The organism is Klebsiella sp. S69, from assembly GCF_016516145.1.
GTDB classification, from domain to species: domain Bacteria; phylum Pseudomonadota; class Gammaproteobacteria; order Enterobacterales; family Enterobacteriaceae; genus Klebsiella; species Klebsiella oxytoca.
This window is the reverse complement of record NZ_JACVUU010000006.1, coordinates 101,089-125,323: the sequence shown is the minus strand read 5'-3', so window position 1 is coordinate 125,323 and position 24,235 is coordinate 101,089. Positions and strand designations below refer to the sequence as shown.

The 24,235-nt window shown below is 54.4% G+C and carries 29 protein-coding genes and 1 other RNA gene; 17 read left to right on the top strand and 13 right to left on the bottom strand.

What is annotated here, in order from left to right; genetic code table 11:
• Positions 1-20 precede the first annotated feature (20 nt).
• On the top strand, positions 21-524 hold the full coding sequence (locus tag IAE27_RS08035) for a M48 family metallopeptidase (protein ID WP_070556312.1): 504 nt from the start codon (positions 21-23) through the stop codon (positions 522-524).
• On the opposite strand, the gene IAE27_RS08030 is transcribed toward IAE27_RS08035, so the two are convergent.
• Positions 504-878 (bottom strand): type II toxin-antitoxin system death-on-curing family toxin, encoded by a 375-nt coding sequence (locus IAE27_RS08030; protein ID WP_004105955.1) that lies wholly within the window; start codon positions 876-878, stop codon positions 504-506. The two genes, IAE27_RS08035 and IAE27_RS08030, sit on opposite strands and share 21 nt — an antisense overlap.
• Positions 875-1,096, bottom strand: coding sequence for a type II toxin-antitoxin system Phd/YefM family antitoxin (locus IAE27_RS08025; RefSeq protein WP_004105957.1), 222 nt, complete (start codon positions 1,094-1,096; stop codon positions 875-877). The genes IAE27_RS08030 and IAE27_RS08025 overlap by 4 nt, the downstream gene beginning before the upstream one ends.
• 159 nt (positions 1,097-1,255) lie before the next feature.
• Here IAE27_RS08025 and IAE27_RS08020 point away from each other — a divergent pair, with 159 nt between their 5' ends.
• The 3 genes from IAE27_RS08020 (at position 1,256) to sstT (ending at position 4,966) form a co-directional block, all read left to right on the top strand.
• Positions 1,256-2,245 carry a Gfo/Idh/MocA family protein gene (locus IAE27_RS08020; RefSeq protein WP_070556310.1) on the top strand — a complete coding sequence of 330 codons (990 nt, stop codon included), beginning with the start codon at positions 1,256-1,258 and terminating at the stop codon, positions 2,243-2,245.
• Between the two features lie 250 nt (positions 2,246-2,495).
• The gene (locus tag IAE27_RS08015) at positions 2,496-3,464 is read left to right on the top strand and encodes a TerC family protein (RefSeq protein WP_004115718.1); all 969 of its coding nucleotides are present in this window, start codon (positions 2,496-2,498) and stop codon (positions 3,462-3,464) included.
• Between the two features lie 254 nt (positions 3,465-3,718).
• On the top strand, positions 3,719-4,966 hold the full coding sequence (gene sstT, locus IAE27_RS08010; RefSeq protein ID WP_004105963.1) for a serine/threonine transporter SstT: 1,248 nt from the start codon (positions 3,719-3,721) through the stop codon (positions 4,964-4,966).
• A 16-nt stretch (positions 4,967-4,982) separates the two neighbouring features.
• Here sstT and IAE27_RS08005 read toward each other — a convergent pair whose 3' ends face one another.
• The 3 genes from IAE27_RS08005 to uxaC all read right to left on the bottom strand — a co-directional run bounded on the left by IAE27_RS08005 (position 4,983) and on the right by uxaC (position 8,700).
• Entirely contained in the window at positions 4,983-5,537 is a 555-nt protein-coding gene (locus IAE27_RS08005) for a YgjV family protein (protein ID WP_004105965.1), read from the bottom strand.
• Positions 5,538-5,781: 244 nt separating this feature from the next.
• Positions 5,782-7,269 carry a UxaA family hydrolase gene (locus IAE27_RS08000; protein WP_004105968.1) on the bottom strand — a complete coding sequence of 496 codons (1,488 nt, stop codon included), beginning with the start codon at positions 7,267-7,269 and terminating at the stop codon, positions 5,782-5,784.
• An 18-nt stretch (positions 7,270-7,287) separates the two neighbouring features.
• Positions 7,288-8,700, bottom strand: coding sequence for a glucuronate isomerase (uxaC, locus tag IAE27_RS07995; RefSeq protein ID WP_154022939.1), 1,413 nt, complete (start codon positions 8,698-8,700; stop codon positions 7,288-7,290).
• A gap of 480 nt (positions 8,701-9,180) precedes the next feature.
• Between uxaC and IAE27_RS07990 the strand changes: the two genes are divergently transcribed.
• From IAE27_RS07990 to IAE27_RS07955, 8 genes are all read left to right on the top strand, one after another.
• Positions 9,181-10,482 (top strand): MFS transporter, encoded by a 1,302-nt coding sequence (locus IAE27_RS07990; RefSeq protein WP_004115725.1) that lies wholly within the window; start codon positions 9,181-9,183, stop codon positions 10,480-10,482.
• Between the two features lie 127 nt (positions 10,483-10,609).
• Positions 10,610-11,386, top strand: coding sequence for a transcriptional regulator ExuR (gene exuR / locus IAE27_RS07985; RefSeq protein WP_004105974.1), 777 nt, complete (start codon positions 10,610-10,612; stop codon positions 11,384-11,386).
• A 338-nt stretch (positions 11,387-11,724) separates the two neighbouring features.
• Positions 11,725-12,387, top strand: coding sequence for a DedA family general envelope maintenance protein YqjA (gene yqjA, locus IAE27_RS07980; RefSeq protein WP_004105976.1), 663 nt, complete (start codon positions 11,725-11,727; stop codon positions 12,385-12,387).
• Positions 12,388-12,395: 8 nt separating this feature from the next.
• Entirely contained in the window at positions 12,396-12,773 is a 378-nt protein-coding gene (mzrA, locus tag IAE27_RS07975; RefSeq protein ID WP_160886235.1) for an EnvZ/OmpR regulon moderator MzrA, read from the top strand.
• 139 nt (positions 12,774-12,912) lie between these two features.
• Entirely contained in the window at positions 12,913-13,281 is a 369-nt protein-coding gene (locus IAE27_RS07970; protein WP_070556306.1) for a DUF1090 domain-containing protein, read from the top strand.
• Positions 13,282-13,326: 45 nt separating this feature from the next.
• Positions 13,327-13,632, top strand: a complete 306-nt coding sequence (locus IAE27_RS07965) for a DUF883 family protein (protein WP_004105979.1) — start codon at positions 13,327-13,329, stop codon at positions 13,630-13,632.
• Between the two features lie 2 nt (positions 13,633-13,634).
• The gene (locus IAE27_RS07960) at positions 13,635-14,033 is read left to right on the top strand and encodes a phage holin family protein (RefSeq protein WP_004105980.1); all 399 of its coding nucleotides are present in this window, start codon (positions 13,635-13,637) and stop codon (positions 14,031-14,033) included.
• Positions 14,030-14,329: a YqjK-like family protein gene (locus tag IAE27_RS07955; protein ID WP_004105981.1), complete on the top strand. Its 300-nt coding sequence runs from the start codon at positions 14,030-14,032 to the stop codon at positions 14,327-14,329. Before IAE27_RS07960 ends, IAE27_RS07955 begins: the two co-directional genes overlap by 4 nt.
• 2 nt (positions 14,330-14,331) lie before the next feature.
• On the opposite strand, the gene IAE27_RS07950 is transcribed toward IAE27_RS07955, so the two are convergent.
• Positions 14,332-14,490, bottom strand: a complete 159-nt coding sequence (locus IAE27_RS07950) for a hypothetical protein (protein ID WP_187417753.1) — start codon at positions 14,488-14,490, stop codon at positions 14,332-14,334.
• A gap of 170 nt (positions 14,491-14,660) precedes the next feature.
• Here IAE27_RS07950 and IAE27_RS07945 point away from each other — a divergent pair, with 170 nt between their 5' ends.
• The 3 genes from IAE27_RS07945 (at position 14,661) to IAE27_RS07935 (ending at position 16,798) form a co-directional block, all read left to right on the top strand.
• On the top strand, positions 14,661-15,053 hold the full coding sequence (locus IAE27_RS07945) for a DoxX family protein (RefSeq protein WP_004105982.1): 393 nt from the start codon (positions 14,661-14,663) through the stop codon (positions 15,051-15,053).
• 263 nt (positions 15,054-15,316) lie between these two features.
• Entirely contained in the window at positions 15,317-16,303 is a 987-nt protein-coding gene (locus IAE27_RS07940; protein WP_070556304.1) for a glutathione S-transferase family protein, read from the top strand.
• 126 nt (positions 16,304-16,429) lie between these two features.
• Positions 16,430-16,798: a DUF805 domain-containing protein gene (locus tag IAE27_RS07935; RefSeq protein ID WP_004105984.1), complete on the top strand. Its 369-nt coding sequence runs from the start codon at positions 16,430-16,432 to the stop codon at positions 16,796-16,798.
• 37 nt (positions 16,799-16,835) lie between these two features.
• Here IAE27_RS07935 and IAE27_RS07930 read toward each other — a convergent pair whose 3' ends face one another.
• Positions 16,836-17,732, bottom strand: a complete 897-nt coding sequence (locus IAE27_RS07930) for a LysR family transcriptional regulator (protein WP_004105985.1) — start codon at positions 17,730-17,732, stop codon at positions 16,836-16,838.
• Between the two features lie 104 nt (positions 17,733-17,836).
• Here IAE27_RS07930 and IAE27_RS07925 point away from each other — a divergent pair, with 104 nt between their 5' ends.
• Together IAE27_RS07925 and IAE27_RS07920 are read left to right on the top strand one after the other, a co-directional pair.
• Complete coding sequence (locus IAE27_RS07925) at positions 17,837-18,538, top strand: pirin family protein (protein ID WP_004105987.1); 702 nt, start codon at positions 17,837-17,839, stop codon at positions 18,536-18,538.
• Positions 18,539-18,556: 18 nt separating this feature from the next.
• Positions 18,557-18,724 (top strand): hypothetical protein, encoded by a 168-nt coding sequence (locus IAE27_RS07920; protein WP_227685252.1) that lies wholly within the window; start codon positions 18,557-18,559, stop codon positions 18,722-18,724.
• A 35-nt stretch (positions 18,725-18,759) separates the two neighbouring features.
• Here the strand turns inward: IAE27_RS07920 and IAE27_RS07915 are convergent, their stop codons facing one another.
• From IAE27_RS07915 to garP, 6 genes are all read right to left on the bottom strand, one after another.
• Positions 18,760-19,170 carry a Spy/CpxP family protein refolding chaperone gene (locus IAE27_RS07915; RefSeq protein ID WP_004115743.1) on the bottom strand — a complete coding sequence of 137 codons (411 nt, stop codon included), beginning with the start codon at positions 19,168-19,170 and terminating at the stop codon, positions 18,760-18,762.
• A 300-nt stretch (positions 19,171-19,470) separates the two neighbouring features.
• Positions 19,471-19,849: RNase P RNA component class A (gene rnpB / locus IAE27_RS07910), an RNA gene on the bottom strand.
• Between the two features lie 32 nt (positions 19,850-19,881).
• On the bottom strand, positions 19,882-21,027 hold the full coding sequence (gene garK / locus IAE27_RS07905) for a glycerate 2-kinase (RefSeq protein WP_154022879.1): 1,146 nt from the start codon (positions 21,025-21,027) through the stop codon (positions 19,882-19,884).
• 65 nt (positions 21,028-21,092) lie between these two features.
• Positions 21,093-21,983 carry a 2-hydroxy-3-oxopropionate reductase gene (gene garR / locus IAE27_RS07900; RefSeq protein ID WP_004105999.1) on the bottom strand — a complete coding sequence of 297 codons (891 nt, stop codon included), beginning with the start codon at positions 21,981-21,983 and terminating at the stop codon, positions 21,093-21,095.
• Between the two features lie 28 nt (positions 21,984-22,011).
• The gene (gene garL, locus IAE27_RS07895; protein ID WP_004106001.1) at positions 22,012-22,782 is read right to left on the bottom strand and encodes a 2-dehydro-3-deoxyglucarate aldolase; all 771 of its coding nucleotides are present in this window, start codon (positions 22,780-22,782) and stop codon (positions 22,012-22,014) included.
• Between the two features lie 28 nt (positions 22,783-22,810).
• Complete coding sequence (gene garP / locus IAE27_RS07890; protein WP_004106004.1) at positions 22,811-24,145, bottom strand: galactarate/glucarate/glycerate transporter GarP; 1,335 nt, start codon at positions 24,143-24,145, stop codon at positions 22,811-22,813.
• Positions 24,146-24,235: the final 90 nt, after the last annotated feature.

Sequence of the window (24,235 nt, the reverse complement as noted above, 5' to 3'; positions counted from 1 at the left end):
GAATTACGCAAACAGGCCACATGAGCACTTTAACCTATCTCCAGGGCTACCCTGAATCCCTGCTGGCGCAGGTCACCGCGTTAATCGAACAGAACCGTCTCGGCGAGTTGCTGAAAAAGCGCTATCCGCAGGGCCACGATATCAACAACGATAAAGCGCTGTATCAGTACACCCAGGATCTGAAGTCCCGCTATCTGCGCGGCGCGGCGCCTATTAACAAAGTAATGTACGACAACAAGATCCACGTGCTTAACAACGCGCTCGGCCTGCATACCGCCATCTCCCGCGTTCAGGGCGGCAAGCTGAAGGCCAAAGCCGAAATTCGCGTCGCCACCGTCTTTCGCGATGCGCCGGAGGATTTTCTGCGGATGATCGTGGTGCACGAGCTGGCGCACCTGAAGGAAAAAGAGCACAACAAAGCGTTCTATCAGCTGTGCTGCCATATGGAGCCGCAGTACCATCAGCTGGAGTTTGATACCCGCCTGTGGCTGACCCAGCTTTCGTTAGAGCGCCAATTGCCGTAACGCATCAGCAAGAACTACTACCGTAGCTTCGCCTGTCGCAGCCAGCACAGTGAGTTCTTCCAACCGGGTATCTTCATCAGCGATAAGATACCCATTGCGGGCCAGGAACGTCATGGTGATAAAAAAAGCAGTCCTCTTATTACCATCATTAAAAATGTGCCCACGCGCGATAGCGACCCAATAGGTTGCAGCCAGTTCAAAAATGTCGTTCACCCCTTCATAGTGAAAGCGGTTCTGTACACGATAAATTATGGCTTCCGCCCGACCAGGATCGGACATACCTTTAACGCCGGGGAGATGTTGTAAAATGCGATCATGAAAGGCAATGACTTCGCTTGCGCTCACCCATTTCATCGATCGGTCAACGCCTTAACTGTACGGCCGTGTCGCTGCATAATAAAATCAAACTCCGCATCAAGTTTGGCATTCATAAACGTTTCATATTCAGCCTTACTGATCAAAACATTAGACGTTCCATCACGCCGCGTAATTTCAATCGGTTCTCCGCTGGCAGCGGCGTCCATGACGGCCGCAATATTCTGTCTGGCTTCAGATGTACTATAAGAGCGCATAAATTTCTCCCGGTTTGAATTGTACACATTAATTGTACGCTTTATGCGTACATCAGACAACACACCACTCTTCAAGCTTCTGCGCCATAGCGCACTGGTTTTGTCATGATGGCGTGTTACAGTGACGAAAGGTCCCTTTTACGGAGTTCGTCAACGTTTATGATACGTTTCGCAGTTGTTGGCACAAACTGGATAACCAAGCAGTTTGTCGATGCCGCCCATGAAACCGGCAAATATAAACTCACCGCCATCTACTCCCGCAGCCTTGAGCAAGCCCAGGCTTTCGCCAGCGATTATCCCGTCGAACATCTCTTCACTTCGCTGGAAGATTTAGCGCAAAGTCCTGACGTTGACGCGGTCTATATCGCCAGCCCAAACTCGCTGCACTTTCCGCAAACCCGCCTGTTTCTGCGCCATAAAAAGCACGTCATTTGCGAAAAACCGCTGGCCTCGAATCTGCAGGAAGTGGAAGCCGCCATTAAGACGGCGCGGGAAAATAACGTGGTGCTCTTCGAAGCGTTCAAAACCGCCAGCCTGCCAAACTTCCTGCTGCTTAAACAATCATTCGACAAGATCGGCAAGCTGCGCAAAGCCTTTATTAACTACTGCCAGTACTCTTCCCGCTATCAGCGCTATCTCGACGGTGAAAATCCCAACACCTTCAATCCGGCCTTCTCTAACGGCTCGATTATGGACATCGGCTTTTACTGCCTGGCCTCGGCGGTCGCGCTGTGGGGCGAGCCTCGCGCGGTGCACGCAACCGCCAGCCTGCTGGAGAGCGGCGTCGATGGCCAGGGCACGGTCGTTCTCAGCTACGGGGATTTTGATGTCACTTTGCACCACTCAAAGGTCAGCGACTCGGCGATCCCCAGCGAAATTCAGGGCGAAGCCGGCGCGTTAGTGATCGAAAAAATCTCCGAATGCCAGAAAGTGTGCTTCGTGCCGCGCGGCGGCAAATCTCAGGATCTCACCCAGCCGCAGCATATCAATACGATGCTATATGAAGCGGAGGAGTTCGCGCGTCTGGTTGAAACCAACGAGGTGGTTCATCCGGGTCTGGAAGTGAGCCGCATCACGGCGAAGCTGCTGAGCGAAATTCGTCGCCAGACCGGGGTCGTGTTCCCGGCGGATAGTCAACCGGTGGCGTAAAGCTGTGTAAATGGTCCGTCGGCCTCCATTGACGCCATTTATAACCTGTAATACTTTGTTACGCGCAAAGGGGAGTAACTTCCTTGCCGGCCGATCGTCATTACGATGCGTGAAAAACCGCATCCGGTCGCCGGGCAACAGATTCTTGTTGTAAGTGAGACCTTGCCGGAAGGCGAGGTCTATGCATAAAAGCGCAGCGGCTGCCGTCTTCCGACGTCAGCCGTTTTGTTTTTATGTAAGGAAAATAGTAATGAATACTGTCGGCACACCGTTGTTATGGGGCGGATTCGCAGTGGTCGTGGTCATTATGCTGGCTATCGATCTGCTGCTGCAGGGACGGCGTGGTGCACATAGCATGACCATGAAGCAGGCCGCTGGCTGGTCAATTCTCTGGGTTACCCTCTCGCTGCTGTTTAACGCCGCTTTCTGGTGGTATCTGGTGCAGACCGAAGGTCGCGCCGTGGCCGACCCGCAAGCGCTGGCGTTCCTCACCGGCTATCTGATTGAAAAAGCGCTGGCCGTGGATAACGTCTTCGTCTGGCTGATGCTGTTCAGCTACTTTGCCGTTCCGCCTGCGCTACAGCGCAGAGTGCTGGTTTACGGCGTACTGGGCGCGATCGTGCTGCGTACGATCATGATCTTCGCCGGTAGCTGGCTGATATCTCAGTTTGAGTGGCTGCTCTACGTCTTCGGCGCCTTCCTGCTGTTTACCGGCGTGAAGATGGCGCTGGCGAAAGAGGATGATTCCGGGATCGGCGATAAACCGCTGGTGCGCTGGATCCGCAATCATCTGCGCATGACGGATAAAATCGAGGGTGAGCGCTTCTTTACCCGCAAAAACGGCGTTATCTACGCCACGCCGCTGCTGCTGGTGCTGATCCTGGTCGAGCTGAGCGACGTTATCTTTGCCGTTGACAGTATTCCGGCCATCTTCGCCGTGACCACCGATCCGTTTATCGTGCTGACCTCCAACCTGTTCGCGATACTTGGCCTGCGCGCGATGTATTTCCTGCTGGCGGGCGTCGCGGAGCGCTTCTCAATGCTGAAATATGGCCTGTCGGTGATTCTGGTGTTTATCGGCATCAAGATGCTGATTGTCGATTTCTTCCATATTCCTATCGGCATTTCTCTGGGCGTGGTCGGCGGTATTCTGGTGCTGACCCTGCTTATCAACGCCTGGGTCAACAAGCAGAACGATAAGAAAAAACAGCTGCAATAAAAGGTAAACGACCGGGTGAAGACCCGTTTCACCCGGTCGGCAACGTTCGCCGCGCATTATTCTTACTCATGTCACAAAATAGTTAATGCATAGTTAAAAAATAAGATCTCAGCGCGATAAACAGCATTTTACCCTTCCCCAATAGCGTTCTTTCCGTATACTCAACCAGGCAAACATCTATTTACATCCGGACATAAACGTTACAAATAATACGTAGCCGGGACGGACAGCGACATCACTGGAAGGAATGAATTATGGCAACCCCATCACCCCGATCGACCCTGCTACGGCGGCTGGCTCAGGGCAGTCTGGTCAAACAAATTTTAATCGGTCTGGTACTCGGCGTACTGCTGGCGACGGTCTCAAAACCGGCCGCCGTAGCGGTTGGACTACTGGGTACGCTGTTCGTCGGCGCGCTGAAAGCGGTAGCGCCGGTGCTGGTATTGATGCTGGTTATGGCCTCCATCGCCAATCATCAGCAGGGGCAAAAAACCAGCATCCGCCCGATTCTGTTCCTCTATCTGCTGGGGACTTTTGCCGCCGCGTTAACCGCGGTGCTGTTTAGCTTCCTCTTTCCGTCAACGCTGCACCTGAACGCAGCGGCAGAGAGCATTACTCCGCCGTCGGGCATCGTTGAAGTCCTGCGCGGGCTGCTGATGAGCATGGTTTCTAACCCGATTGACGCCCTGTTGAACGCTAACTACATCGGGATTCTGGTCTGGGCCGTCGGTTTAGGGTTCGCGCTGCGCCACGGCAATGAAACCACCAAAAATCTGATCAACGATATGTCCCACGCGGTGACCTTTATCGTTAAGGTGGTGATTCGCTTTGCGCCGCTGGGTATCTTTGGGCTGGTCGCGTCAACGCTGGCGACGACAGGGTTTGAAACCCTGTGGGGCTACGCCCAGCTGCTGCTGGTGCTGGTTGGCTGTATGCTGCTGGTGGCGCTGGTGATTAACCCGCTGCTGGTGTTCTGGAAAATCCGCCGCAATCCCTATCCGCTGGTGATGACCTGCCTGCGCGAAAGCGGCGTATACGCCTTCTTTACCCGCAGCTCCGCCGCCAACATTCCGGTGAATATGGCGCTGTGCGAAAAGCTTAATCTGGATCGCGATACCTATTCGGTCTCTATTCCGCTGGGCGCGACCATCAACATGGCCGGCGCGGCGATTACCATTACGGTACTGACCCTGGCGGCAGTACACACGCTGAATGTTCCGGTCGATCTGCCGACCGCGCTGCTGCTCAGCGTCGTCGCTTCGCTGTGCGCCTGCGGCGCTTCCGGCGTGGCGGGCGGGTCGCTGCTGCTGATCCCGCTGGCCTGTAATATGTTTGGTATCCCGAACGATATCGCCATGCAGGTGGTCGCCGTCGGCTTTATTATCGGCGTCCTGCAGGACTCCTGCGAAACCGCACTGAACTCCTCAACCGATGCGCTGTTCACCGCTGCCGCCTGTATCGCTGAAGACGAACAGCTGGCGAAGAACGCCCTGCGCAGTTAATCTCCCCCCCCCTCCGCTAACGCGCGGAGGGGGTTTCCTTCTGTACCGCCTTTTCCACTTTAAACGGATCGATACCGCGCTTCTGCATCCGCCGGAAACGAATGATATTCAGGCCGTTCATCAGCAGGAAGCTGCCTTCAATCAGAGTGCCGCCGATCGAACCCAGCCAGAAGTTGTGGATCACCCAGCAGGCGGTTGCACACCACATCACGCAGCGGACGGTGAGCCCGGAGCAGCGAAAGAGCGCCCAGGTACTGGCCAGGGTGCCAATAATCGGCAGCAGCTCCATAGCGTGCTGCAGCTTCGCCAGCCCCAGTACCAGCGTGAGCACAATAAACAGGGTCATCACCCACAGCCTGCGGGTGCGCATGGAGACGAGGGTACGAACGGTATTCAGCTCGGCGCTCATACCCGCCGGCCAGGCGCCCATCAAAAAGAAATGCACGCCAATGGTGGCGCTATAAACGGCTAGCTGGAGCTTAAAGCGGCGCTCATCGCGATTGAAAAATGTCGTAATACCGATCAGAAAGGCGATAACGCCAACGCTCTGGGCAAGCCAGTATGCGGTCATGGGAAATCCTTATATACCCGTCATACTTCAAGTTGCATGTGCGTTAGCCGCGTTACTCGGTCTGCGGTCTCGCCCCTTCGGGGCCAGCGCTGTTCAAAGCACAAGTGCTTTGTCCTGCGACTCGAATTATTTAGGGTATAAGACAAAACGGCGCATCATACTCAGAAACGCCGCTTTTGAAACGCCTCCCTTTATTACTCAATAAGGTTTCACGCCGCAGCTGTGGCGTGAAAGATACGAGTACTTAAAGGGTGACGCCGCTTTTGAATATCGCCAGTTCGCGGAAATCATTACGCTCGTTGCAGGTTTGCTTACCGTTGGCAAAGGCCACAATGGTATCGACAAACTCTTCCAGCAGCTGCGGCATCGCTTTACCGTGAATCAGCTGACCGGCATCGAAGTCGATCCAGTGTTTTTTCTTCGCCGCCAGTTCGCTGTTGGTGGCAATTTTCACCGTCGGAACGAAACCGCCGTATGGCGTGCCGCGTCCGGTGCTGAAGAGCACCATATGGCAGCCCGCGCCGGCCAGGGCGCTGGTCGCTACCGCATCGTTGCCCGGCGCGCTCAGCAGGTTAAGGCCGTGCACTTTCAGCCGCTCGCCGTAGCGCAGGACGTCAACCACCTGGCTGGAGCCCGCTTTCTGCGTACAGCCCAGCGACTTATCCTCAAGCGTAGTGATGCCGCCCGCTTTGTTGCCCGGCGATGGGTTCTCATAAATCGGCTGGTCATGAGCGATAAAGTACTGTTTGAAATCATTAACCATCGTCACCAGCTTGCCAAACGTCTCTTCATCGCGACAGTGGCTCATCAGCAGCTGTTCGGCGCCGAACATTTCCGGTACTTCGGTCAGCACGGTAGTTCCGCCGTTAGCAATCAGGTAGTCCGAGAAACGGCCCAGCATCGGGTTAGCGGTGATGCCGGACAGACCGTCTGAACCGCCGCACTCGAGACCAAACTTCAGTTCACTCAGCTTACCCGGCTCGCGCTTATCGTGGCGCATCACGTCATATAGCTGACGCAGATGCTCCAGCCCGGCTTCCACTTCATCATCCTGATGCTGGCAGATCATAAAGTGGACGCGGTCAGGGTCGAACTCGCCCAGCGTTTCGCGAAATGCATCAACCTGATTGTTTTCGCAGCCCAGGCCGACCACCAGCACCGCCCCCGCGTTCGGATGGCGCACCATGTTTTGCAGCATGGTACGGGTGTTGATGTGATCGTCACCGAGCTGTGAGCAGCCGTAGGTGTGACTGAAGAGATGTACGCCGTCAATATCTTCCGCGTCATTCGTCTCTTTCAGGAATCGATTCTGCATTTGACGCGCCATGGCGTTGACGCAGCCGACGGTCGGCAGGATCCACAACTCGTTGCGCACGCCGACTTCGCCGTTGGCGCGACGATAAATCTGGATATCGCGATCCGCCGGCTGCGCGGCGGGTTCGATAAGATCCGGTTGATAGCTGTACGCGTCGAGATCGCTTAAGTTAGTACGCGTATTATGGGAGTGGATATGTTCCCCCGGCGCGATATCCGCCAGCGCATGCCCTATCGGCAGACCGTACTTAATGACGTTGTCTCCCTTCGCAATGCCGCGCAGCGTAAACTTATGCCCGCGCGCAATATCCTGAGCCAACGTGACCGTATCGCCGTCAATGGTGACTACCGTGCCTGCCGCCATATCCGCCAACGCTACCGCGACGTTATCTTGCGAATGGATTTTAATGTATTGCATATCAACCGACCTCTGGTCTTAGTTCAGTTCAATGGCGAAGTAGTCACGCGCATTGTTAAAGCAAATATTTTTCACCATCAAGCCCAGCAGCTGAATGTCCGCCGGGGCTTCTCCCGCTTCAACCCAGCGACCAATCATCTGGCACAGGATGCGACGGAAATATTCATGACGGGTGTAGGAGAGGAAGCTGCGGCTATCGGTCAGCATCCCGACAAAGCGGCTCAGCAGGCCAAGCTGTGCCAGCTGGGTCATCTGACGTTCCATACCGTCTTTCTGATCGTTAAACCACCAGCCGGAACCGAACTGCATTTTGCCCGGCATACCTTCCCCCTGGAAGTTGCCGATCATGGTGCCCAACACTTCGTTGTCGCGCGGGTTCAGGCAGTAGAGGATAGTTTTTGGCAGCAGATTTTCTTCGTTCTGTTTGCTGAGCAGTTTGGACAGCTCTTCCGCCATCGGACGGTCGTTGATGGAGTCAAAACCCACATCCGGCCCTAACAGTTTGAACTGGCGCAGGTTGTTGTTGCGCAGCGCACCGATGTGATACTGCTGTACCCAGCCGCGACGGGCGTATTCCGCGCCGAGGAAAACCAGAACCGCCGTCTTGAACTGCGCAACCTCATGCTCGCTAAGGGCCTCGCCAGCCAGACGACGCGCCAGGATGCTATCCAGTTCGCTTTCGTTGGCTTCGGCAAACAGCACCACGTCCAGCGCATGGTCAGAAACTTTACAACCGTGAGCGGCGAAGTGATCCAGACGTTTAGTCAGCGCGGACTGGAGATCGGCAAAGCGGCGGATATCGGTGTCAGACACTTCGCCCAGCTTCGCCATGTAGTCGTTGAAGGTCGCCTGTTCGATATTGAAGGCTTTGTCCGGACGCCAGCTTGGCAGCACTTTCACGGTGAAGGAGCTGTCTTTAGCGACGGAAGCGTGATGCTCGAGAGAATCGACCGGATCGTCGGTGGTGCCGACCATTTTCACATTCATCTGCTGCATGATGCCGCGAGCGGAGAAGCTCTCCTGCGCCAGCAGATCGTTGCACTGATTCCAGATTTCGTCCGCCGTAGCCGGAGAGAGGACTTTACCTGTAATACCAAAAGGACGACGCAGCTCAAGATGCGTCCAGTGGTATAACGGGTTACCGATGGTATGCGGTACGGTGGCCGCCCAGGCGTCAAATTTCTCGCGATCGGAAGCATCACCGGTGCACAGACGCTCGGCTACGCCGTTGGTACGCATCGCACGCCATTTATAGTGATCGCCTTTTAGCCAGATGTCATACAGATTTTTAAAGCGGTAATTTTCCGCAATCTGCTGCGGCGGCAGGTGGCAATGGTAGTCGAAAATCGGCTGGTCTTTCGCGTAATCGTGGTACAGACGGCGGGCAAACTCGGTATCAAGCAGGAAATCTTCGGTCATAAACGGTGTCATTTTCGTGTCCTCTTCGCCCCCGGGGGAGCCCATCAGATGATTGACTATAATGCTGACAAAGTTATCACACCAATTTCTACAGACCGAAGTATTTTTCGTGAGTTAGATCAATAAACGATGACAAAAAAAGTACCATGAAAGGAGTAAACGGCCCGCCAGAGCGCACCAGCTCTGGCCTTTCTCGCATGAACGAATGCCCACACAAACTTTCCCGCTTTTGTGACGTCACTCAACTTTTGAAGTTGTATGACAAGTTATCTTGCTGCCGTCGAAACATATAAACCGACGGAATGCATTACCGACGAAATATCACGTCGGATTTACCGGTATGGACACCGAATTAGACACAACAGTTAATGGCAAGGTTCGGGCCATACGAGGTTTCCTCTCCTGAACCCTCCGTTTCACCTTCTTCGCCGCCGTTACAGGCAAGAAGATAGCCGCACCCGCTGCGGATATATAACAAACGATGAGGTTTACATGCGTAAAATTAAAGGGTTACGTTGGTACATGATCGCACTGGTGACCTTAGGCACCGTGCTGGGGTACCTGACGCGTAACACTGTGGCGGCAGCTGCGCCGACTCTGATGGAAGAGTTACACATCTCCACCCAACAGTATTCCTATATCATCGCGGCCTATTCCGCTGCCTATACCGTCATGCAGCCTGTCGCCGGCTACGTGCTGGATATTTTAGGTACCAAAATCGGCTATGCCTTCTTTGCTATCGCCTGGGCCGTGTTCTGCGGCTCTACCGCGCTGGCGGGAAGCTGGGGCGGTCTGGCGCTGGCGCGCGGCGCGGTGGGTGCCGCCGAAGCGGCAATGATCCCGGCGGGTCTGAAAGCCAGTTCCGAATGGTTCCCGGCGAAAGAGCGTTCTATCGCCGTCGGCTACTTCAACGTCGGCTCCTCTATCGGCGCTATGATTGCTCCGCCGCTGGTGGTTTGGGCTATCGTTATGCACAGTTGGCAGATGGCCTTTATCATCTCCGGCGTACTGAGCTTTGCCTGGGCAATGGCGTGGCTGGTGTTCTATAAACACCCGCGCGATCAGAAAAAATTAACTGACGAAGAACGCGACTACATCATCGGTGGCCAGGAGTCTCATCACCAGACTAACAACGGCAAGAAAATGTCTCCGTGGCAGATTCTGCGTAACCGTCAGTTCTGGGGTATCGCCCTGCCGCGTTTCCTTGCCGAACCGGCATGGGGGACCTTTAACGCCTGGATCCCTCTGTTCATGTTTAAAGTCTACGGCTTTAACCTGAAAGAAATCGCCATGTTCGCCTGGATGCCGATGCTGTTTGCCGACCTCGGCTGTATTATCGGTGGATACCTGCCGCCGCTGTTCCAGCGCTGGTTTGGCGTGAACCTGATTGTTTCCCGTAAAATGGTCGTGACGATGGGCGCGCTGCTGATGATTGGCCCAGGGATGATCGGTCTGTTCACCAGCCCGTTCGTCGCTATCGCCCTGCTGTGCGTCGGCGGTTTTGCTCACCAGGCGCTGTCCGGTGCGCTGATCACGCTCTCTTCCGACGTATTTGGTCGTAACGAAGTGGCAACCGCGAACGGTATGACCGGCATGGCCGCATGGCTGGCCAGCACCATGTTTGCCCTGGTGGTTGGCGCGCTGGCGGATACTATCGGCTTTAGCCCGCTGTTCGCCGTACTGGCCATCTTCGATGTGCTGGGCGCGGTGGTCATCTGGACCGTACTAAAAAATAAATCTGCGGATGACGACAGCACTCCGCTGGAAACCAGTAAGCCTGCCACGCAAAGCTAGTTAAACGAGGGCTCCCCCCTCCCGAAGCCGCCTTGATGAAGGCGGCTTTTTCATTTCTTCTTGTGGTGAGAAGCGCGTAAAAGTGGTATAACAAATCCAATATTGTCGCCATCTCCCGGGAGCGAATATGGAAATCACTGAATCGCGTCGTTTGTATCAGCAGCTTGCCGCTGAGCTTAAGACGCGTATTGAACAAGGTGTCTACCTTGTAGGCGATAAGCTACCCGCAGAGCGGTTTATCGCTGACGAAAAAAGCGTAAGTCGTACCGTCGTTCGCGAAGCCATCATTATGCTGGAAGTTGAAGGCTACGTTGAAGTCCGCAAAGGTTCCGGTATCCACGTTATCTCCAATCATCCGAAACATCAGCAAATTGCCGATGAATCGCTGGAATTCGCCAATTATGGTCCTTTTGAGCTGTTGCAGGCCCGCCAGCTGATCGAAAGCAACATTGCCGAATTCGCCGCCACTCAGGTGACCAAGCAGGACATCATGAAGTTGATGGAAATCCAGGAAAAAGCGCGTAAAGAGAAGTGTTTTCGCGATTCCGAATGGGATCTTCAGTTTCATGTGCAGGTGGCGCTGGCAACGCAAAACACCGCCCTCGCCGCTATCGTGGAAAAGATGTGGACCCAGCGCGTACATAACCCGTACTGGAAAAAGCTGCATGACCATATCGACTCGCGTACCGTCGATAACTGGTGCGACGATCACGATCAAATTCTGAAAGCGCTGATTCGCAAAGATCCCCATGCGGCTAAGCTGGCCATGTGGCAGCATCTGGAAAATACCAAGCTGATGTTATTCAATGAAACCAGCGATGACTTTGAATTCAATGCCGATCGCTACCTGTTTGCCGATAATCCGGTAGTTCATCTCGATACGGCCGCCAACGGCGCAAAATAGCCCTTTATCTCCCTGCCGGGCAGCAACTCCTGCGCTGCCCGAAAAGCCCTCAGGGTAAGCAAAGCATATATAGTGTCAGCCTGTGTAAATACACTCGCCACCCTCCGCCGCAATCAGCAAAATCAGAATGCAACAAACTGCAATTTCTCTGACGTAAAGTCAGCGGGTTTGTTACAATTAGATGCATTTTGTCGTTCTGAGAGTAAGCTTTTGCTTACTTCACTTTTAAACAGGGAACCGTTCAGAGCGCAGTAGCGACCATAATCCAATAAGAAGCTATGTCGCCATGCATATGCCGCGTTCAGACGTGCCGTTAACCGATGTACCAGGAATCGTGAATGGAACTATTAACCCAATTATTGAATGCCTTGTGGGCTCAGGATTACGAAACTCTCGCTAATCCCTCCATGATTGGCATGCTGTACTTTGTCTTATTTATGATTTTATTCCTTGAGAACGGTCTGCTGCCCGCCGCCTTCTTACCAGGCGATAGCCTGCTTGTTCTGGTGGGCGTACTGATTGCCAAAGGCGCGATGGGTTTTCCACAAACGCTGCTGCTACTTACCGCGGCGGCAAGCCTGGGCTGCTGGCTAAGCTATATTCAGGGCCGCTGGCTGGGCAATACGCGTATCGTACAAAACTGGCTGTCGCATCTCCCTTCGCACTACCACCAGCGCGCGCATCATCTGTTCCATAAGCACGGGCTTTCCGCCCTGCTGATTGGCCGTTTTATCGCTTTCGTGCGCACGCTGCTGCCGACCATTGCCGGCCTGTCGGGCCTGAGCAGCGCGCGTTTCCAGTTTTTTAACTGGATGAGCGGGCTGCTGTGGGTGCTGATTCTGACTTCGCTGGGATATCTGTTGGGGAAAACGCCGGTATTCCTGAAATATGAAGATCAGCTGATGTCCTGCCTGATGCTGCTGCCCGTCGCGCTGCTGGTATTCGGCCTGATTGGCTCGCTGATCGTCCTGTGGAAGAAAAAATACAGGAGCCGGGGCTGACAATGGCGATAAAGCGCGCCTCTCTACGTCAGATAAGCTGGATGCTGGGCGGTTCGTTACTCCTGTGCGGCCTGTTCTGGCTCTGGCTCACCGTGCAGCAGCAGGAATCAACCCTGGCTATTCGCCCCGTTAGCCAGGGTATTAGCATGCCGGACGGTTTTTCCGTCTGGCACCATCTCGATGCCAACGGCATCCGTTTTAAGAGCATTACGCCACAGAATGACGGTCTGCTCATCAAGTTTGACTCCAGCGCTCAGGGAGCCGCCGCCAAAGAAGTTTTGGGTCGCGCTCTGCCGCATGGTTATATTATCGCTTTAGTGGAAGACGATGATTCGCCGACGGCCTGGATTTCCCGCCTGCGCGATACTCCACACAGATTCGGGTAATCAACGAAAATTCCGAATATTTTCACCCGGTTTGGTGATTTCCCGGTTTACTTACTATCATTAAGTTTGCGGAAGTCACCAGACTCACGTTTATCAACTGGATCGGGGTTATTCCCCCGCACAATGGAAGGTAGTATCCATGAAACACCGCATCGCTTTGCTCCTGGTTCTGTCATCACTTAGCGCCAGCGCCTTTGCCATCTCCCCTTGCCAGGAAAAAGAGCAGGATATCCAGCGGGAGATCAGCTATGCAGAAAAGCATAATAACCAGCATCGTATTGACGGTCTGAAAAAGGCGCTGAGCGAAGTGAAGGCTCACTGCAGCGACAGCCAGCTCAAAGCCGATCACCAGAAAAAAATCGCCAAACAGCAGGAAGAAATTGCCGAACGCCGCAAGGACCTGCGCGAAGCCGAACAGAAAGGCGATGCTGATAAAATCAGCAAGCGCCAGCGTAAACTTGAAGAAGCGCAGCAAGAACTGAAAGAGCTGCAATCTCGCGAGTACTAATCGCTTAAGCAAGACCAATATGGACCACTTTAACAGGAGATAAACATGGCTAAAGATAACGTTGCAGAAGACCTGCGTGCGGAACTGAAGACGCTGGCTGATACCCTGGAAGAAGTGCTGAACTCCTCCACGGATAAGTCGAAAGAAGAGATCGGTAAGCTACGTAGTAAAGCTGAAAGCGCGCTGAAGGAAAGCCGTGTACGCCTGGGTGAAACCAGCGACGCTCTCATGAAGCAAACGCGAGAAACCGCTGCGCGTGCAGATGAATACGTCCGTGAAAACCCGTGGACCGGCGTGGGGATTGGTGCTGCCGTCGGGCTGGTGCTGGGTGTCCTGCTGACGCGTCGTTAATTATGGCGAATTCTAAAAGCACGCAAGGCCCCGGACAAAGCGTTTTCGGCATCGGTCAGCGCATCGTCACTTTGCTGGTTGAGATGGTGGAAACGCGCCTGCGCCTGGTCGTCGTGGAGCTGGAAGAGGAGAAAGCCAACCTCATCCAGCTATTCCTGATGCTCGGATTGACGCTGCTGTTCGCCGCGTTTGGTTTGATGAGCATGCTGGTTCTGATCATCTGGGCGGTCGATGCGCAATATCGATTAAACGTGATGATCGGCACCACGGCGGTTCTGCTGCTGGCAGCGCTCATTGGCGGTATCTGGACCTTACGCAAAGCCCGACGTTCAACGTTCCTGCGCTTCACGCGTCAGGAGCTGGCAAACGACCGCGCATTGCTGGAGGACGATAAGCCATGAGCCGCGAACAGCAGGAACGCGAACGACAAAAAGCGCTTTTGCTGCGCCTGATCCAACAGCAGCGGCTGGACCTTAGCGCCAGCCACCGCCATTGGCTTGAGGCAACTGCGCCCATTGATCGGGGCTGGAATACCCTGCTGAATCTGCGTTCATGGGCAATGGTCGGCAGCGGCCTCGTGGCAATATGGTCAGTTCGTCATCCGCGCTTTTTGATGCGCTGGGCAAAACGCAGCCTCGGTATCTGGAGCACCTGGCGGATGGCCCGCAATCTGCTGCGCCAGTCGTCATCACGCTGAGGCTAATGTTCATAGCGGAATGATATAAGCCGGGTCAGGCGCCAGCCGCCTCCCGGCATCATGAGCAGATCTGCTTCCCCCTTGAATTTCATGACAGCCGCATCGCTTCTCATTTCTTCTTTTCTCATCTCCAGCGCCGCTATAGCGGTTCTTCTATTCATTTGGTTTATCAATAATCACTCAGAATCTTTGAAGAAGATCTACAGTTTTCCTTGCTAACAATTCCGTCACGGCCCCGCTAATATTCACTCCATCGACAGCAACCCCGCGTAACACGCTGGATTACTTTGAAAAACAAAATCGCCGCCCTTTGGGTTTTCTGGAGTAGGAAATGAAAAAATTAGAAGATGTTGGTGTACTGGTAGCGCGCATTCTGATGCCCATTCTGTTCATTACCGCAGGTTGGGGAAAAATTACCGGGTATGCGGGTACACAACAATATATGGAAGCCATGGGCGTCCCTGGGTTTATGCTGCCGCTGGTGATCCTGCTTGAATTCGGCGGCGGTCTGGCAATCCTGTTCGGTTTCCTGACCCGCACTACCGCGCTGTTCACCGCCGGCTTCACCGTGCTGACCGCGTTCCTGTTCCACAGCAACTTTGCTGAAGGCGTGAACTCGCTGATGTTCATGAAAAACCTGACCATCGCGGGCGGCTTCCTGCTGCTGGCTATCACCGGTCCAGGCGCCTTTAGTATCGACCGCGTACTGAATAAAAAGTGGTAAGCGCACTATACTGAATAAATATAAAGCGAGGAGACATCTCCTCGCTTTTATTATCTATACCCTAAATAATTCGAGTTGCAGGACAAAACGGTTAACCGTTTTGAACAGCGCTTGCGCTGGCCCTGAAAGGGTGAGTCCCGTAGGGGCGAATTACGCGGCGACGCAGTGAATCCCCAGGAGCTTACTCCAGTAAGTGACTGGGGTGAGCGAGGAAAGCCAACGCACAAGCAACTTGAAGTATGACGGGTATAAAGGAGGAAATAATGGGACAATTAGTTGACGGCGTCTGGCACGACACCTGGTATGACACCAAATCCACCGGAGGGCGATTTAAGCGTTCTGTTTCCGCCTTTCGCAACTGGTTAACCGCCGACGGCGCGCCGGGCCCAAGCGGCGAAGCCGGATTCGCTGCGGAGAAAGATCGCTATCATCTGTACGTTTCTCTTGCCTGCCCATGGGCGCATCGCACTTTAATTCTGCGTAGCCTGAAAGGGCTGGAGCCGTTTATCTCCGTCTCCGTGGTTAATCCCTTGATGTTCGAGAACGGCTGGACTTTCGACGATAGCTTCCCGGCAGCCACCGGCGATACGCTCTACCAGCACGAATATCTTTATCAGCTTTATCTGCATGCCGATCCCCACTACAGCGGGCGCGTTACGGTGCCGGTGCTGTGGGACAAAAAGCAGCACACCATCGTCAGCAATGAGTCGGCGGAAATCATCCGCATGTTTAATACCGCCTTCGACGGGCTGGGCGCCCGCGCAGGAGATTACTACCCGCCTGAGCTGCGCGATCAGATTGATGAGCTGAACGGCTGGATCTACGACAATGTGAATAACGGCGTCTATAAAGCCGGGTTCGCCACCAGCCAGCAGGCCTATGATGAAGCGGTTGATGCAGTGTTTACCGCTCTGGAGCGTCTGGAGCAAATCCTTGGCCAGCATCGTTTCCTGACGGGTAACCAACTGACGGAAGCTGATATTCGCCTGTGGACCACCCTGGTTCGTTTCGATCCGGTGTACGTGACCCACTTTAAATGCGACAAACGCCGCATCAGCGATTACCTCAACCTGTATAGCTTCCTGCGCGATATCTACCAGATGCCGGGCATTGCGGAAACGGTGGACTTCGCCCATATCCGCAACCATTACTACCGTAGCCATAAAACCATCAACCCGACCGGGATTATCTCCGTTGGTCCGCAGCAGGATCTTAACGAACCTCACGGCCGCGATCTTCGTTTCCGCTAGGCAATTGGGCGCGATTTGCTGCGCCCAATAATTCACAAAACAAATATTTACCATCATTTCATTCACGTCTATTCTTATTTCGATCGCTTTAAAAACAAGTGATTGACGGTTAACAGAGGCGTAGAAATGGACTGGTATCTTAAAGTATTAAAAAACTACATTGGATTTGGCGGCCGCGCCCGGCGCAAAGAGTACTGGATGTTTATTCTGGTCAACATCATCCTCACCGGCGTACTCAGCATCATTGATAAGATGCTGGGATGGCAGCGCGCCGGAGGAGAAGGGATTCTGACCACTATCTATGGCGTGCTGATATTCTTACCGTGGTGGGCCGTGCAGTTCCGTCGATTGCACGATACCGACCGCTCGGCATGGTGGCTGTTATTGCTGCTGATTCCCGTTATCGGCTGGCTGGTGATCCTGGTATTCAATTGCCAGAACGGCACCCCAGGAAATAATCGCTTCGGGCCGGATCCTAAACCGACTTCTTACTAACGATGCGCCCCTCGACAAAAAAGGGGCGCATTTTGTTTTATCTTCCCATAAACAGCTTCGGGATTTCCCGCAGACACCATGACTTCGCCTCACCCATGCTGTCGCGACGCCAGGCCATAATAATGTCGATCTCGTTGCTGTATTCCGGACTGACCACCCGCAGACGCCCTTCGGCAATATCCTGCTCTACGAGCGGATACGGCATCGTCGCAACGCCCAATCCTGCCAGCAGCGCCTGACGCTTATCTTCGATGGTGCTCACGGTTAAGCGCGGCTGTTTATCGAGCAGTTGCACGGTCAACACCGGGCGCTCGCGAGCGGTATCCGCGACCGCCACGCCGCGGTACTTAACGCGCGTAACTTCAGAAAGCGGCTCCGGCTCCTGGTGAATAGGGTGATCCGGCGCGGCAACATAGACGCTCATCACCGAATAGAGCTTGCGGGAGTTGATTTCCGAAGAGGAGCGAAAATGCATATCCGGCGCAACGACAATATCCGCCCGTCCCTGCTCAAGCCGTTCCCATGCCCCGGCCAGTACTTCGGTAATAATCGACAGTTGAGTATTCGATTTGGTCGCCAGCTTTTCAATTAAAGGAAAAAGGTCGGTGGTGGGCACCAGCGCCTCGGTGACGATAGTGAGGTGCGTTTCCCAACCGCGCGATAGCGCTTCGGCATCCGTCGTCAGCTTATCGGCCGCCTCCAGCAGTACGCGCCCGCGCTCCAGCAACATTCGGCCCACGTTAGTGAATTTTGTTCGATGACCTGAACGGTCAAACAGCACGACGTCCAGCTCCTCTTCCAGCTTTTGCATGGTATAGCTCAGCGCTGAAGGCACCCGACCCAGCTCATCGGCCGCCGCCGCAAAGCTTCCGCGTCGGTCAATTGCATCCATAACGCGCAATGCTTCCAGCGTTAATGCTCTCTCTTTAGCCATCGCAGTCTCATTCAGGAAATTTGAATATACCGGGCAGAATATCTGGCTAACAATACAGCGTCCATACCTTTACCATTGATTTAGTGTAAAGAGAGGTCAAGAAGATGATTACAACCCGAACAGCCAAACAGTGCGGTCAAGCAGACTTCGGCTGGCTGCAGGCCCGCTACACCTTTTCCTTTGGCCACTACTTCGACCCTAAATTGCTGGGCTACGCATCGTTGCGCGTGCTCAATCAGGAAATTCTGGCGCCCGGCGCGTCGTTTCAGCCGCGGACCTACCCGAAAGTCGACATTCTGAACCTGATTCTGGAAGGTGAAGCGGAATACCGCGACAGCGATGGCAACCATATTCAGGCAAAAGCCGGCGAAGCGCTGCTGATATCAACTCAGCCTGGCGTAAGCTACAGCGAGCATAACCTGAGTAAAGATCGCTCGCTGACGCGAATGCAGCTGTGGCTGGATGCCTGCCCACAGCACGAAAACCCGCTGGTGCAAAAAATCGCTATCGCCGCCGGATCGCAGCAGCTGCTGGCTTCGCCGGACGGCAGCCAGCATAGCCTCCAGCTCCGCCAGCAGGTATGGATCCACCATATCGACCTGGCGAAAGGCGAGCAGCTTAACGTGCAGCTTCACGGCCCCCGCGCCTACCTGCAGTCGATTCACGGTACGGTGCATGCGCGGGTGCAGGAAGAAGAGAAGCAGGCTCTGACCTGCGGCGATGGCGCTTTTATTCGTGACGAAGCTAACATTACCCTCGTTGCTGATACGCCGCTGCGCGCTTTGCTGATAGATTTACCAGTGTAACAACGGCAGTAAGGGAGTATGTCAGTGGGCAAGAAGAAAACAAAAAAAGTGGCGCTATCGGCGCAACAGCCGCAATCGGAAACCGTCACTACGATGAGTTTTGGCTATGAAGAGATGTTAAGCGAGCTGGAAGCGATCGTCGCGGAAGCGGAGATTCGGCTCCAGGAAGAAGAGAGCGTCGTCTGATGCAAATATCGGCCCCGGGCGCGGGGCCGATGGATTTACTCACTCAGCTCTTGAGCTAAGTCTTTTTGTACCTGCTTACGCTGTTCTGGCGTCAGCACCTGGTTCACATCAAAATAGTACTTCACGCGATAATAGCGAGCCTGCTGCTCTACCTGGCTAAATGCCGCCAGCTGATCTTTGACCGCCTTTTCGTTCCATTTTCCAGAATCAATAACCTCAAACAACACGCCGTCTTTAATATCTTTCTGGGAAATCTGCTGAACGTTTTTTTCCAGCTGCTGATGCAGGCTTTTAATTTTCGTTATCTGATCGTTAGTCAGTTTTAAGTGCTGGACAATCGGGTCCTGCGCCGGAGCGGGTGCAGCCTTAACATCCGCAGCCTGAGCCGCCATGGAGAACCCAGTGGCGAGAGCGGCTGTTAATGCAATGCGGGTCATTAATTTCATTGTTGTATCCTGATTAATTATCGTCGATGTGGCCGTCTATTATTTTTCAGAAGCTAATGACGAAATGTAAGAAATAGTACGTATAAATGTAGTTAAATCAGCAACATATAATAAATACGAATGCTATGATTCAATTCATTTATTTAAAATATATAAAACCAGGCGAGGAGAATGCCTGGCCGTATGAGTCATGATGCGGTTGATGGCAGCCCGGTTTCCCACATACTGCCCGCGTTCTTTGTTCAAACCCGAAGCCAGAAGCAAAAACCCCCGCCATTGCTGGCAGGGGTTTTGCTGAAAAGTTGAAGCTGACCGTTAAGCCGGGTTCTGTCGTGGACAGTCATTCATCTAGGCCAGCAATCGCTCACTGGCTCAAGCAGCCTACCCGGGTTCAGTACGGGCCGTACCTTGTGAACCCCTATTTGGCCTTGCTCCGGGTGGAGTTTACCGTGCCGCGAACTGTTACCAGACGCGCGGTGCGCTCTTACCGCACCCTTTCACCCTTACCTGATCCCACTTGCGTGGGCCATCGGCGGTTTGCTCTCTGTTGCACTGGTCGTGGGCTTGCGCCCCCCAGGCGTTACCTGGCACCCTGCCCTATGGAGCCCGGACTTTCCTCCCCTCCGCCCGTCTCCCCCGAAGAGGACGACGACGAAGCGGCGACTGTCTGGTCAGCTTCGGCGCGAAGTATAGAGGGTTTACCGACGGTTGTCATCCTTCCGTCGCCATCCCAACCTGCAATGTCGCCGCAATATTACGCGACGCATGATAAATATTGTCCGCCGCGCCGCGAAACGCCTCTTCGAGCGTCGTTACGCTGGTCAGCACGCTAAACACCGCATCAATCCCATACTGGTGAACCACACCGACGTCCCGGGTCAGACTGCCGGCGATGCCAATCACCGGCTTATGATACTTTTTCGCCACGCTTGCCACGCCAACCGGCACTTTACCGTTAATACTCTGGCTATCCAGCCGACCTTCGCCGGTCACCACCAGCGAACAATCAAGGATATGCTCTTCCAGGTTCAGCGCCTGGGTCACGATTTCAATCCCGCTGCGTAATTCAGCCTTCAGAAACGCCATCAGCGCGGCACCCATACCGCCCGCCGCGCCCGCACCGGCAACCTGCTTCACATCGACATGCAGATCGGCCTTAATAATATCGGCGTAGTGCGCCAGATTGCTGTCCAGCTCGCGGATCATCGCTTCGGTAGCCCCTTTCTGCGGGCCAAAAATTCTTGACGCGCCGCTATCGCCGATCAGCGGATTGGTGACATCGCAGGCGACCCGAATAGCGCAATCATGCAGTCGGGCATCAAGACCGGAGATATCTATCGAATTGAGGCTACACAGACTACCGCCGCCGTTGCCAATCTCCACGCCGTTGGCATCGCAAAGCCGCGCGCCCAGCGCCTGCACCATTCCTGCGCCGCCATCGTTGGTGGCGCTGCCGCCAATGCCAATGATGATATTTTTCGCCCCGTGATCCAGCGCCTGCAGAATCAGCTCGCCGGTACCGCGCGATGTCGTCAATAGCGGGTTACGCTGCGCGGGCGGCACGAGCCCCAGCCCGCTGGCCGCAGCCATTTCGATAAACGCGGTTTTGCCGTCACCGGAAAGCCCCCAGCAGGCATCAACCGGGAGACCCAGCGGCCCCGTCACGCAGGCGCTCATCTCGGTTCCCTGCGTCGCGGCAATCATCGCCTCAACGGTACCTTCTCCGCCATCGGCGAGAGGAACCTTCACGTAGAGCGCATCGGGGAAAATTTCCCGAAAACCTTTTTCTATAGCCTGAGCAACCTCGGTGGCCGAGAGGCTTTCTTTATAAGAGTCTGGGGCGATTACGATTTTCATAGTTATGTAGCCTGACAGTGCCGCGCAAGGCAAGAATTACAGGGCGCGCATCCGCGCCCTTCTTGTTAGCGAGTGACTTCCACTTTCGCCAGTTTTTCGTAGTAGCATGCAAGTGCGCTATGGTCGGCGGTACCCAGGCCATCCGCGCGCAGCGCCTGCATCATCTCCATTACCGCGGCGGTCAGCGGCAGCTGGGCGCCCACGCCGTGAGAAGTATCCAGCGCATTCGCCAGATCTTTAATATGCAGATCGATACGGAAGCCCGGCTTAAAGTTACGATCCATCACCATCGGCGCTTTGGCATCCAGCACGGTGCTCCCGGCCAGCCCGCCGCGGATGGCCTGATAAACCAGATCCGGGTTCACGCCCGCTTTAGTCGCCAGCGTCAGCGCTTCGGACATCGCCGCAATGTTCAGCGCCACAATCACCTGGTTGGCCAGCTTGGTGACGTTGCCCGCGCCGATCTCGCCGGTGTGTACCACGGATCCCGCCATCGCTTTCAGCAGATCGTAATATTTATCGAAAATCGCTTTATCACCGCCCACCATCACCGACAGCGTACCGTCGATAGCCTTCGGTTCGCCGCCGCTGACCGGGGCATCCAGCATATCGACGCCCTTCGCTTTCAGCGCTTCGCTGATTTCGCGGCTCGCCAGCGGCGCGATGGAGCTCATATCAATCAAAACGGTGCCCGGCTTCGCGCCTTCAATGATCCCGCCTTCGCCCAGCGCGACCTCTTTCACGTGCGGGGAGTTCGGCAGCATGGTGATGATCACATCGCACTGCTCGGCAATCGCTTTCGCTGACGCGGCGGTTTCTGCGCCTGCGGCAATCACTTCGGCAATCGCTTCCGGATTACGGTCAGCAACCACCAACGAGTAACCCGCCTTGAGGAGGTTTTTACTCATTGGTTTACCCATGATACCGAGGCCAATAAAACCAACTTTCATTGTCATGTCTTTATCTCTCTAGTTTCGGTGGTGGTTATTTCTTAAAGGAGTCAGCCAGCTTCTGCGTGGCAGAACGGAAAACGCCCAGGTCGCTGCCGACGGCGACAAAGGTCGCGCCCCATTCCAGATAGCGGCGCGCGTCGGCTTCAACCGGCGCCAGAATACCGCTCGGCTTACCGTGCTTCTTCGCGCTGGCAAAAATATGCTGGATTGCTTTTTGAACTTCCGGATGGGAAGCATTGCCCAGATGACCCAGCGCAGCGGCCAGATCGCTAGGGCCGACAAAAATACCGTCCACGCCAGGCGTGGCGGCTATCGCATCAACGTTATCCACGCCCTGCTGGCTCTCGATTTGCACGAGAATGGTGATATTTTTGTTCGACTGCGCGAAGTAATCCGGCACGGTGCCAAACATATTGGCGCGGTGCGAGACGGATACGCCGCGAATGCCTTCAGGCGGATAGCGGGTTGAGGCAACGGCGTTAATCGCCTGCTCTTCCGTTTCCACAAACGGGATCAGGAAGTTATAAAAACCGATATCCAGCAGGCGCTTAATGATCACCGGTTCGTTGGTCGGTACGCGAACGACCGGCGCGCTGGCGCTACCTTTCAGCGCCATCAGCTGGGGGATAAAGGTAGAGATATCGTTCGGCGCATGTTCGCCGTCCAGTACCAGCCAGTCGAAACCGGCCAGGCCTAAAACTTCGGTGCTAATTGGGCTCGCCAGCGCGGACCAGCAACCAATCTGAACCTGATGCGCCGCCAGGGCCGCCTTAAATTTATTCGGGAAGATATCGTTATTCATCACTTATACCTTGTCACTTAACCGTTAATTATTTCTGCAGTTCCATACGTTTGATGTCGCCGACCACAAACAGATAGCAAACCATCGCCATCAGGGCGGAACATCCAACAAAGACCAGCGCTGCGTTGAATGAGTGCAGTTCGCTCACCAGGTAACCGATAACCAGCGGGGTTACGATGGAAGCAACGTTACCAAATACGTTAAATACGCCGCCGCACAGGCCAACAATCTCTTTCGGCGCGGTATCGGAAATCACCGGCCAGCCCAGCGCGCCAAACCCTTTACCGAAGAATGCCAGCGCCATCAGGGTGACCACCAGCGCGGTATTATTGGTGTAGTTACACAGAATGATGGTGGAAGCGAGCAGCATTCCGAGGACAATCGGCAGCTTACGCGCCACGGTGATGGAAAAACCGCGTTTAATCAGATAGTCAGAGAACACGCCACCCAGCACGCCGCCGGCAAAACCGCACAGCGCCGGAATCGATGCGACCAGACCCACTTTCAGAATCGACATACCCTTTTCCTGCACCAGATAAATCGGAAACCAGGTGAGGAAGAACCAGGTAATGGTATTGATAAAATATTGACCGAAGAATACGCCCAGCATCATGCGGTTGGTCAACAGCTGCTTGATATAGTGAAGCTTAGGACCGCTGGCCGCCGCGCTGCCGGGCTTTTTATGGTCCATATCAACGACTGCGCCATTCTCGGAGATAAACTTCAGCTCCTCTTGCGTCATGCGCGGATGGTCAGTGGGATTATGGATCAGTTTTATCCACAGACCGGTCAGCACAAAGCCAATCACGCCCATGACGGTGAAGACATGCTCCCAACCCCAGGCAAAGGTCAGCCAGCCCAGCAGCGGCGAGAACAGCGCCAGGGAGAAATACTGCGCGGAGTTAAAGATCGCCGATGCGGTGCCGCGCTCTTTCGTCGGAAACCACGCCGCGACGATACGGGCGTTTGCCGGGAAAGATGGCGCTTCAGAGAAGCCCAGCATAAAGCGCATAAAAAACATTGAGATGCCCGCCCACGCCAGCGGAAACATATCCACAAAGCCTTGCAGGAAGGTGAACAGCGACCAGAAGAACAGGCTGTAAGAGTAGACCTTTTTCGATCCAAATTTATCGAGCAGCCAGCCGCCGGGGATTTGCATTAGCAGGTAGGCCCAGCCAAAAGCGGAGAAAATATAGCCCATTGAGACCGCACTCAGCTGCAGCTCTTTCGCCACCTCGGTACCGGCGATCGAAAGCGTCGCGCGGTCGGCATAGTTAACGGCAGTGACAATAAAAATAATTAACAGAATTAAATAGCGGGTTGGCACACTTTTTTTCTGTTCTATTGTTGCATCCAGACTCATCTCATATTCCTCAGGTACAACACACCTTCCATTATTTATTTTGGTGTGATTCTTAATTATTCAGAAATCAATATCAGGAGGTATCGATTT

Coding starts and splice junctions, on each gene's coding strand:
- IAE27_RS07960 (WP_004105980.1), top strand. CDS start 13,635: ATGGCGAATTCTAAAAGCACGCAAGGCCCCGGACAAAGCGTTTTCGGC.
- IAE27_RS08035 (WP_070556312.1), top strand. CDS start 21: ATGAGCACTTTAACCTATCTCCAGGGCTACCCTGAATCCCTGCTGGCG.
- IAE27_RS07945 (WP_004105982.1), top strand. CDS start 14,661: ATGAAAAAATTAGAAGATGTTGGTGTACTGGTAGCGCGCATTCTGATG.
- garK (WP_154022879.1), bottom strand. CDS start 21,027: ATGAAAATCGTAATCGCCCCAGACTCTTATAAAGAAAGCCTCTCGGCC.
- yqjA (WP_004105976.1), top strand. CDS start 11,725: ATGGAACTATTAACCCAATTATTGAATGCCTTGTGGGCTCAGGATTAC.
- garP (WP_004106004.1), bottom strand. CDS start 24,145: ATGAGTCTGGATGCAACAATAGAACAGAAAAAAAGTGTGCCAACCCGC.
- IAE27_RS07940 (WP_070556304.1), top strand. CDS start 15,317: ATGGGACAATTAGTTGACGGCGTCTGGCACGACACCTGGTATGACACC.
- IAE27_RS08020 (WP_070556310.1), top strand. CDS start 1,256: ATGATACGTTTCGCAGTTGTTGGCACAAACTGGATAACCAAGCAGTTT.
- IAE27_RS07935 (WP_004105984.1), top strand. CDS start 16,430: ATGGACTGGTATCTTAAAGTATTAAAAAACTACATTGGATTTGGCGGC.
- IAE27_RS08015 (WP_004115718.1), top strand. CDS start 2,496: ATGAATACTGTCGGCACACCGTTGTTATGGGGCGGATTCGCAGTGGTC.
- IAE27_RS08000 (WP_004105968.1), bottom strand. CDS start 7,269: ATGCAATACATTAAAATCCATTCGCAAGATAACGTCGCGGTAGCGTTG.
- IAE27_RS07915 (WP_004115743.1), bottom strand. CDS start 19,170: ATGAAATTAATGACCCGCATTGCATTAACAGCCGCTCTCGCCACTGGG.
- IAE27_RS07930 (WP_004105985.1), bottom strand. CDS start 17,732: ATGGCTAAAGAGAGAGCATTAACGCTGGAAGCATTGCGCGTTATGGAT.
- IAE27_RS07970 (WP_070556306.1), top strand. CDS start 12,913: ATGAAACACCGCATCGCTTTGCTCCTGGTTCTGTCATCACTTAGCGCC.
- IAE27_RS07920 (WP_227685252.1), top strand. CDS start 18,557: ATGTCAGTGGGCAAGAAGAAAACAAAAAAAGTGGCGCTATCGGCGCAA.
- garL (WP_004106001.1), bottom strand. CDS start 22,782: ATGAATAACGATATCTTCCCGAATAAATTTAAGGCGGCCCTGGCGGCG.
- IAE27_RS07990 (WP_004115725.1), top strand. CDS start 9,181: ATGCGTAAAATTAAAGGGTTACGTTGGTACATGATCGCACTGGTGACC.
- uxaC (WP_154022939.1), bottom strand. CDS start 8,700: ATGACACCGTTTATGACCGAAGATTTCCTGCTTGATACCGAGTTTGCC.
- exuR (WP_004105974.1), top strand. CDS start 10,610: ATGGAAATCACTGAATCGCGTCGTTTGTATCAGCAGCTTGCCGCTGAG.
- IAE27_RS08005 (WP_004105965.1), bottom strand. CDS start 5,537: ATGACCGCATACTGGCTTGCCCAGAGCGTTGGCGTTATCGCCTTTCTG.
- IAE27_RS08030 (WP_004105955.1), bottom strand. CDS start 878: ATGAAATGGGTGAGCGCAAGCGAAGTCATTGCCTTTCATGATCGCATT.
- IAE27_RS07925 (WP_004105987.1), top strand. CDS start 17,837: ATGATTACAACCCGAACAGCCAAACAGTGCGGTCAAGCAGACTTCGGC.
- IAE27_RS08025 (WP_004105957.1), bottom strand. CDS start 1,096: ATGCGCTCTTATAGTACATCTGAAGCCAGACAGAATATTGCGGCCGTC.
- IAE27_RS07955 (WP_004105981.1), top strand. CDS start 14,030: ATGAGCCGCGAACAGCAGGAACGCGAACGACAAAAAGCGCTTTTGCTG.
- IAE27_RS07965 (WP_004105979.1), top strand. CDS start 13,327: ATGGCTAAAGATAACGTTGCAGAAGACCTGCGTGCGGAACTGAAGACG.
- IAE27_RS07950 (WP_187417753.1), bottom strand. CDS start 14,490: ATGAATAGAAGAACCGCTATAGCGGCGCTGGAGATGAGAAAAGAAGAA.
- sstT (WP_004105963.1), top strand. CDS start 3,719: ATGGCAACCCCATCACCCCGATCGACCCTGCTACGGCGGCTGGCTCAG.
- garR (WP_004105999.1), bottom strand. CDS start 21,983: ATGACAATGAAAGTTGGTTTTATTGGCCTCGGTATCATGGGTAAACCA.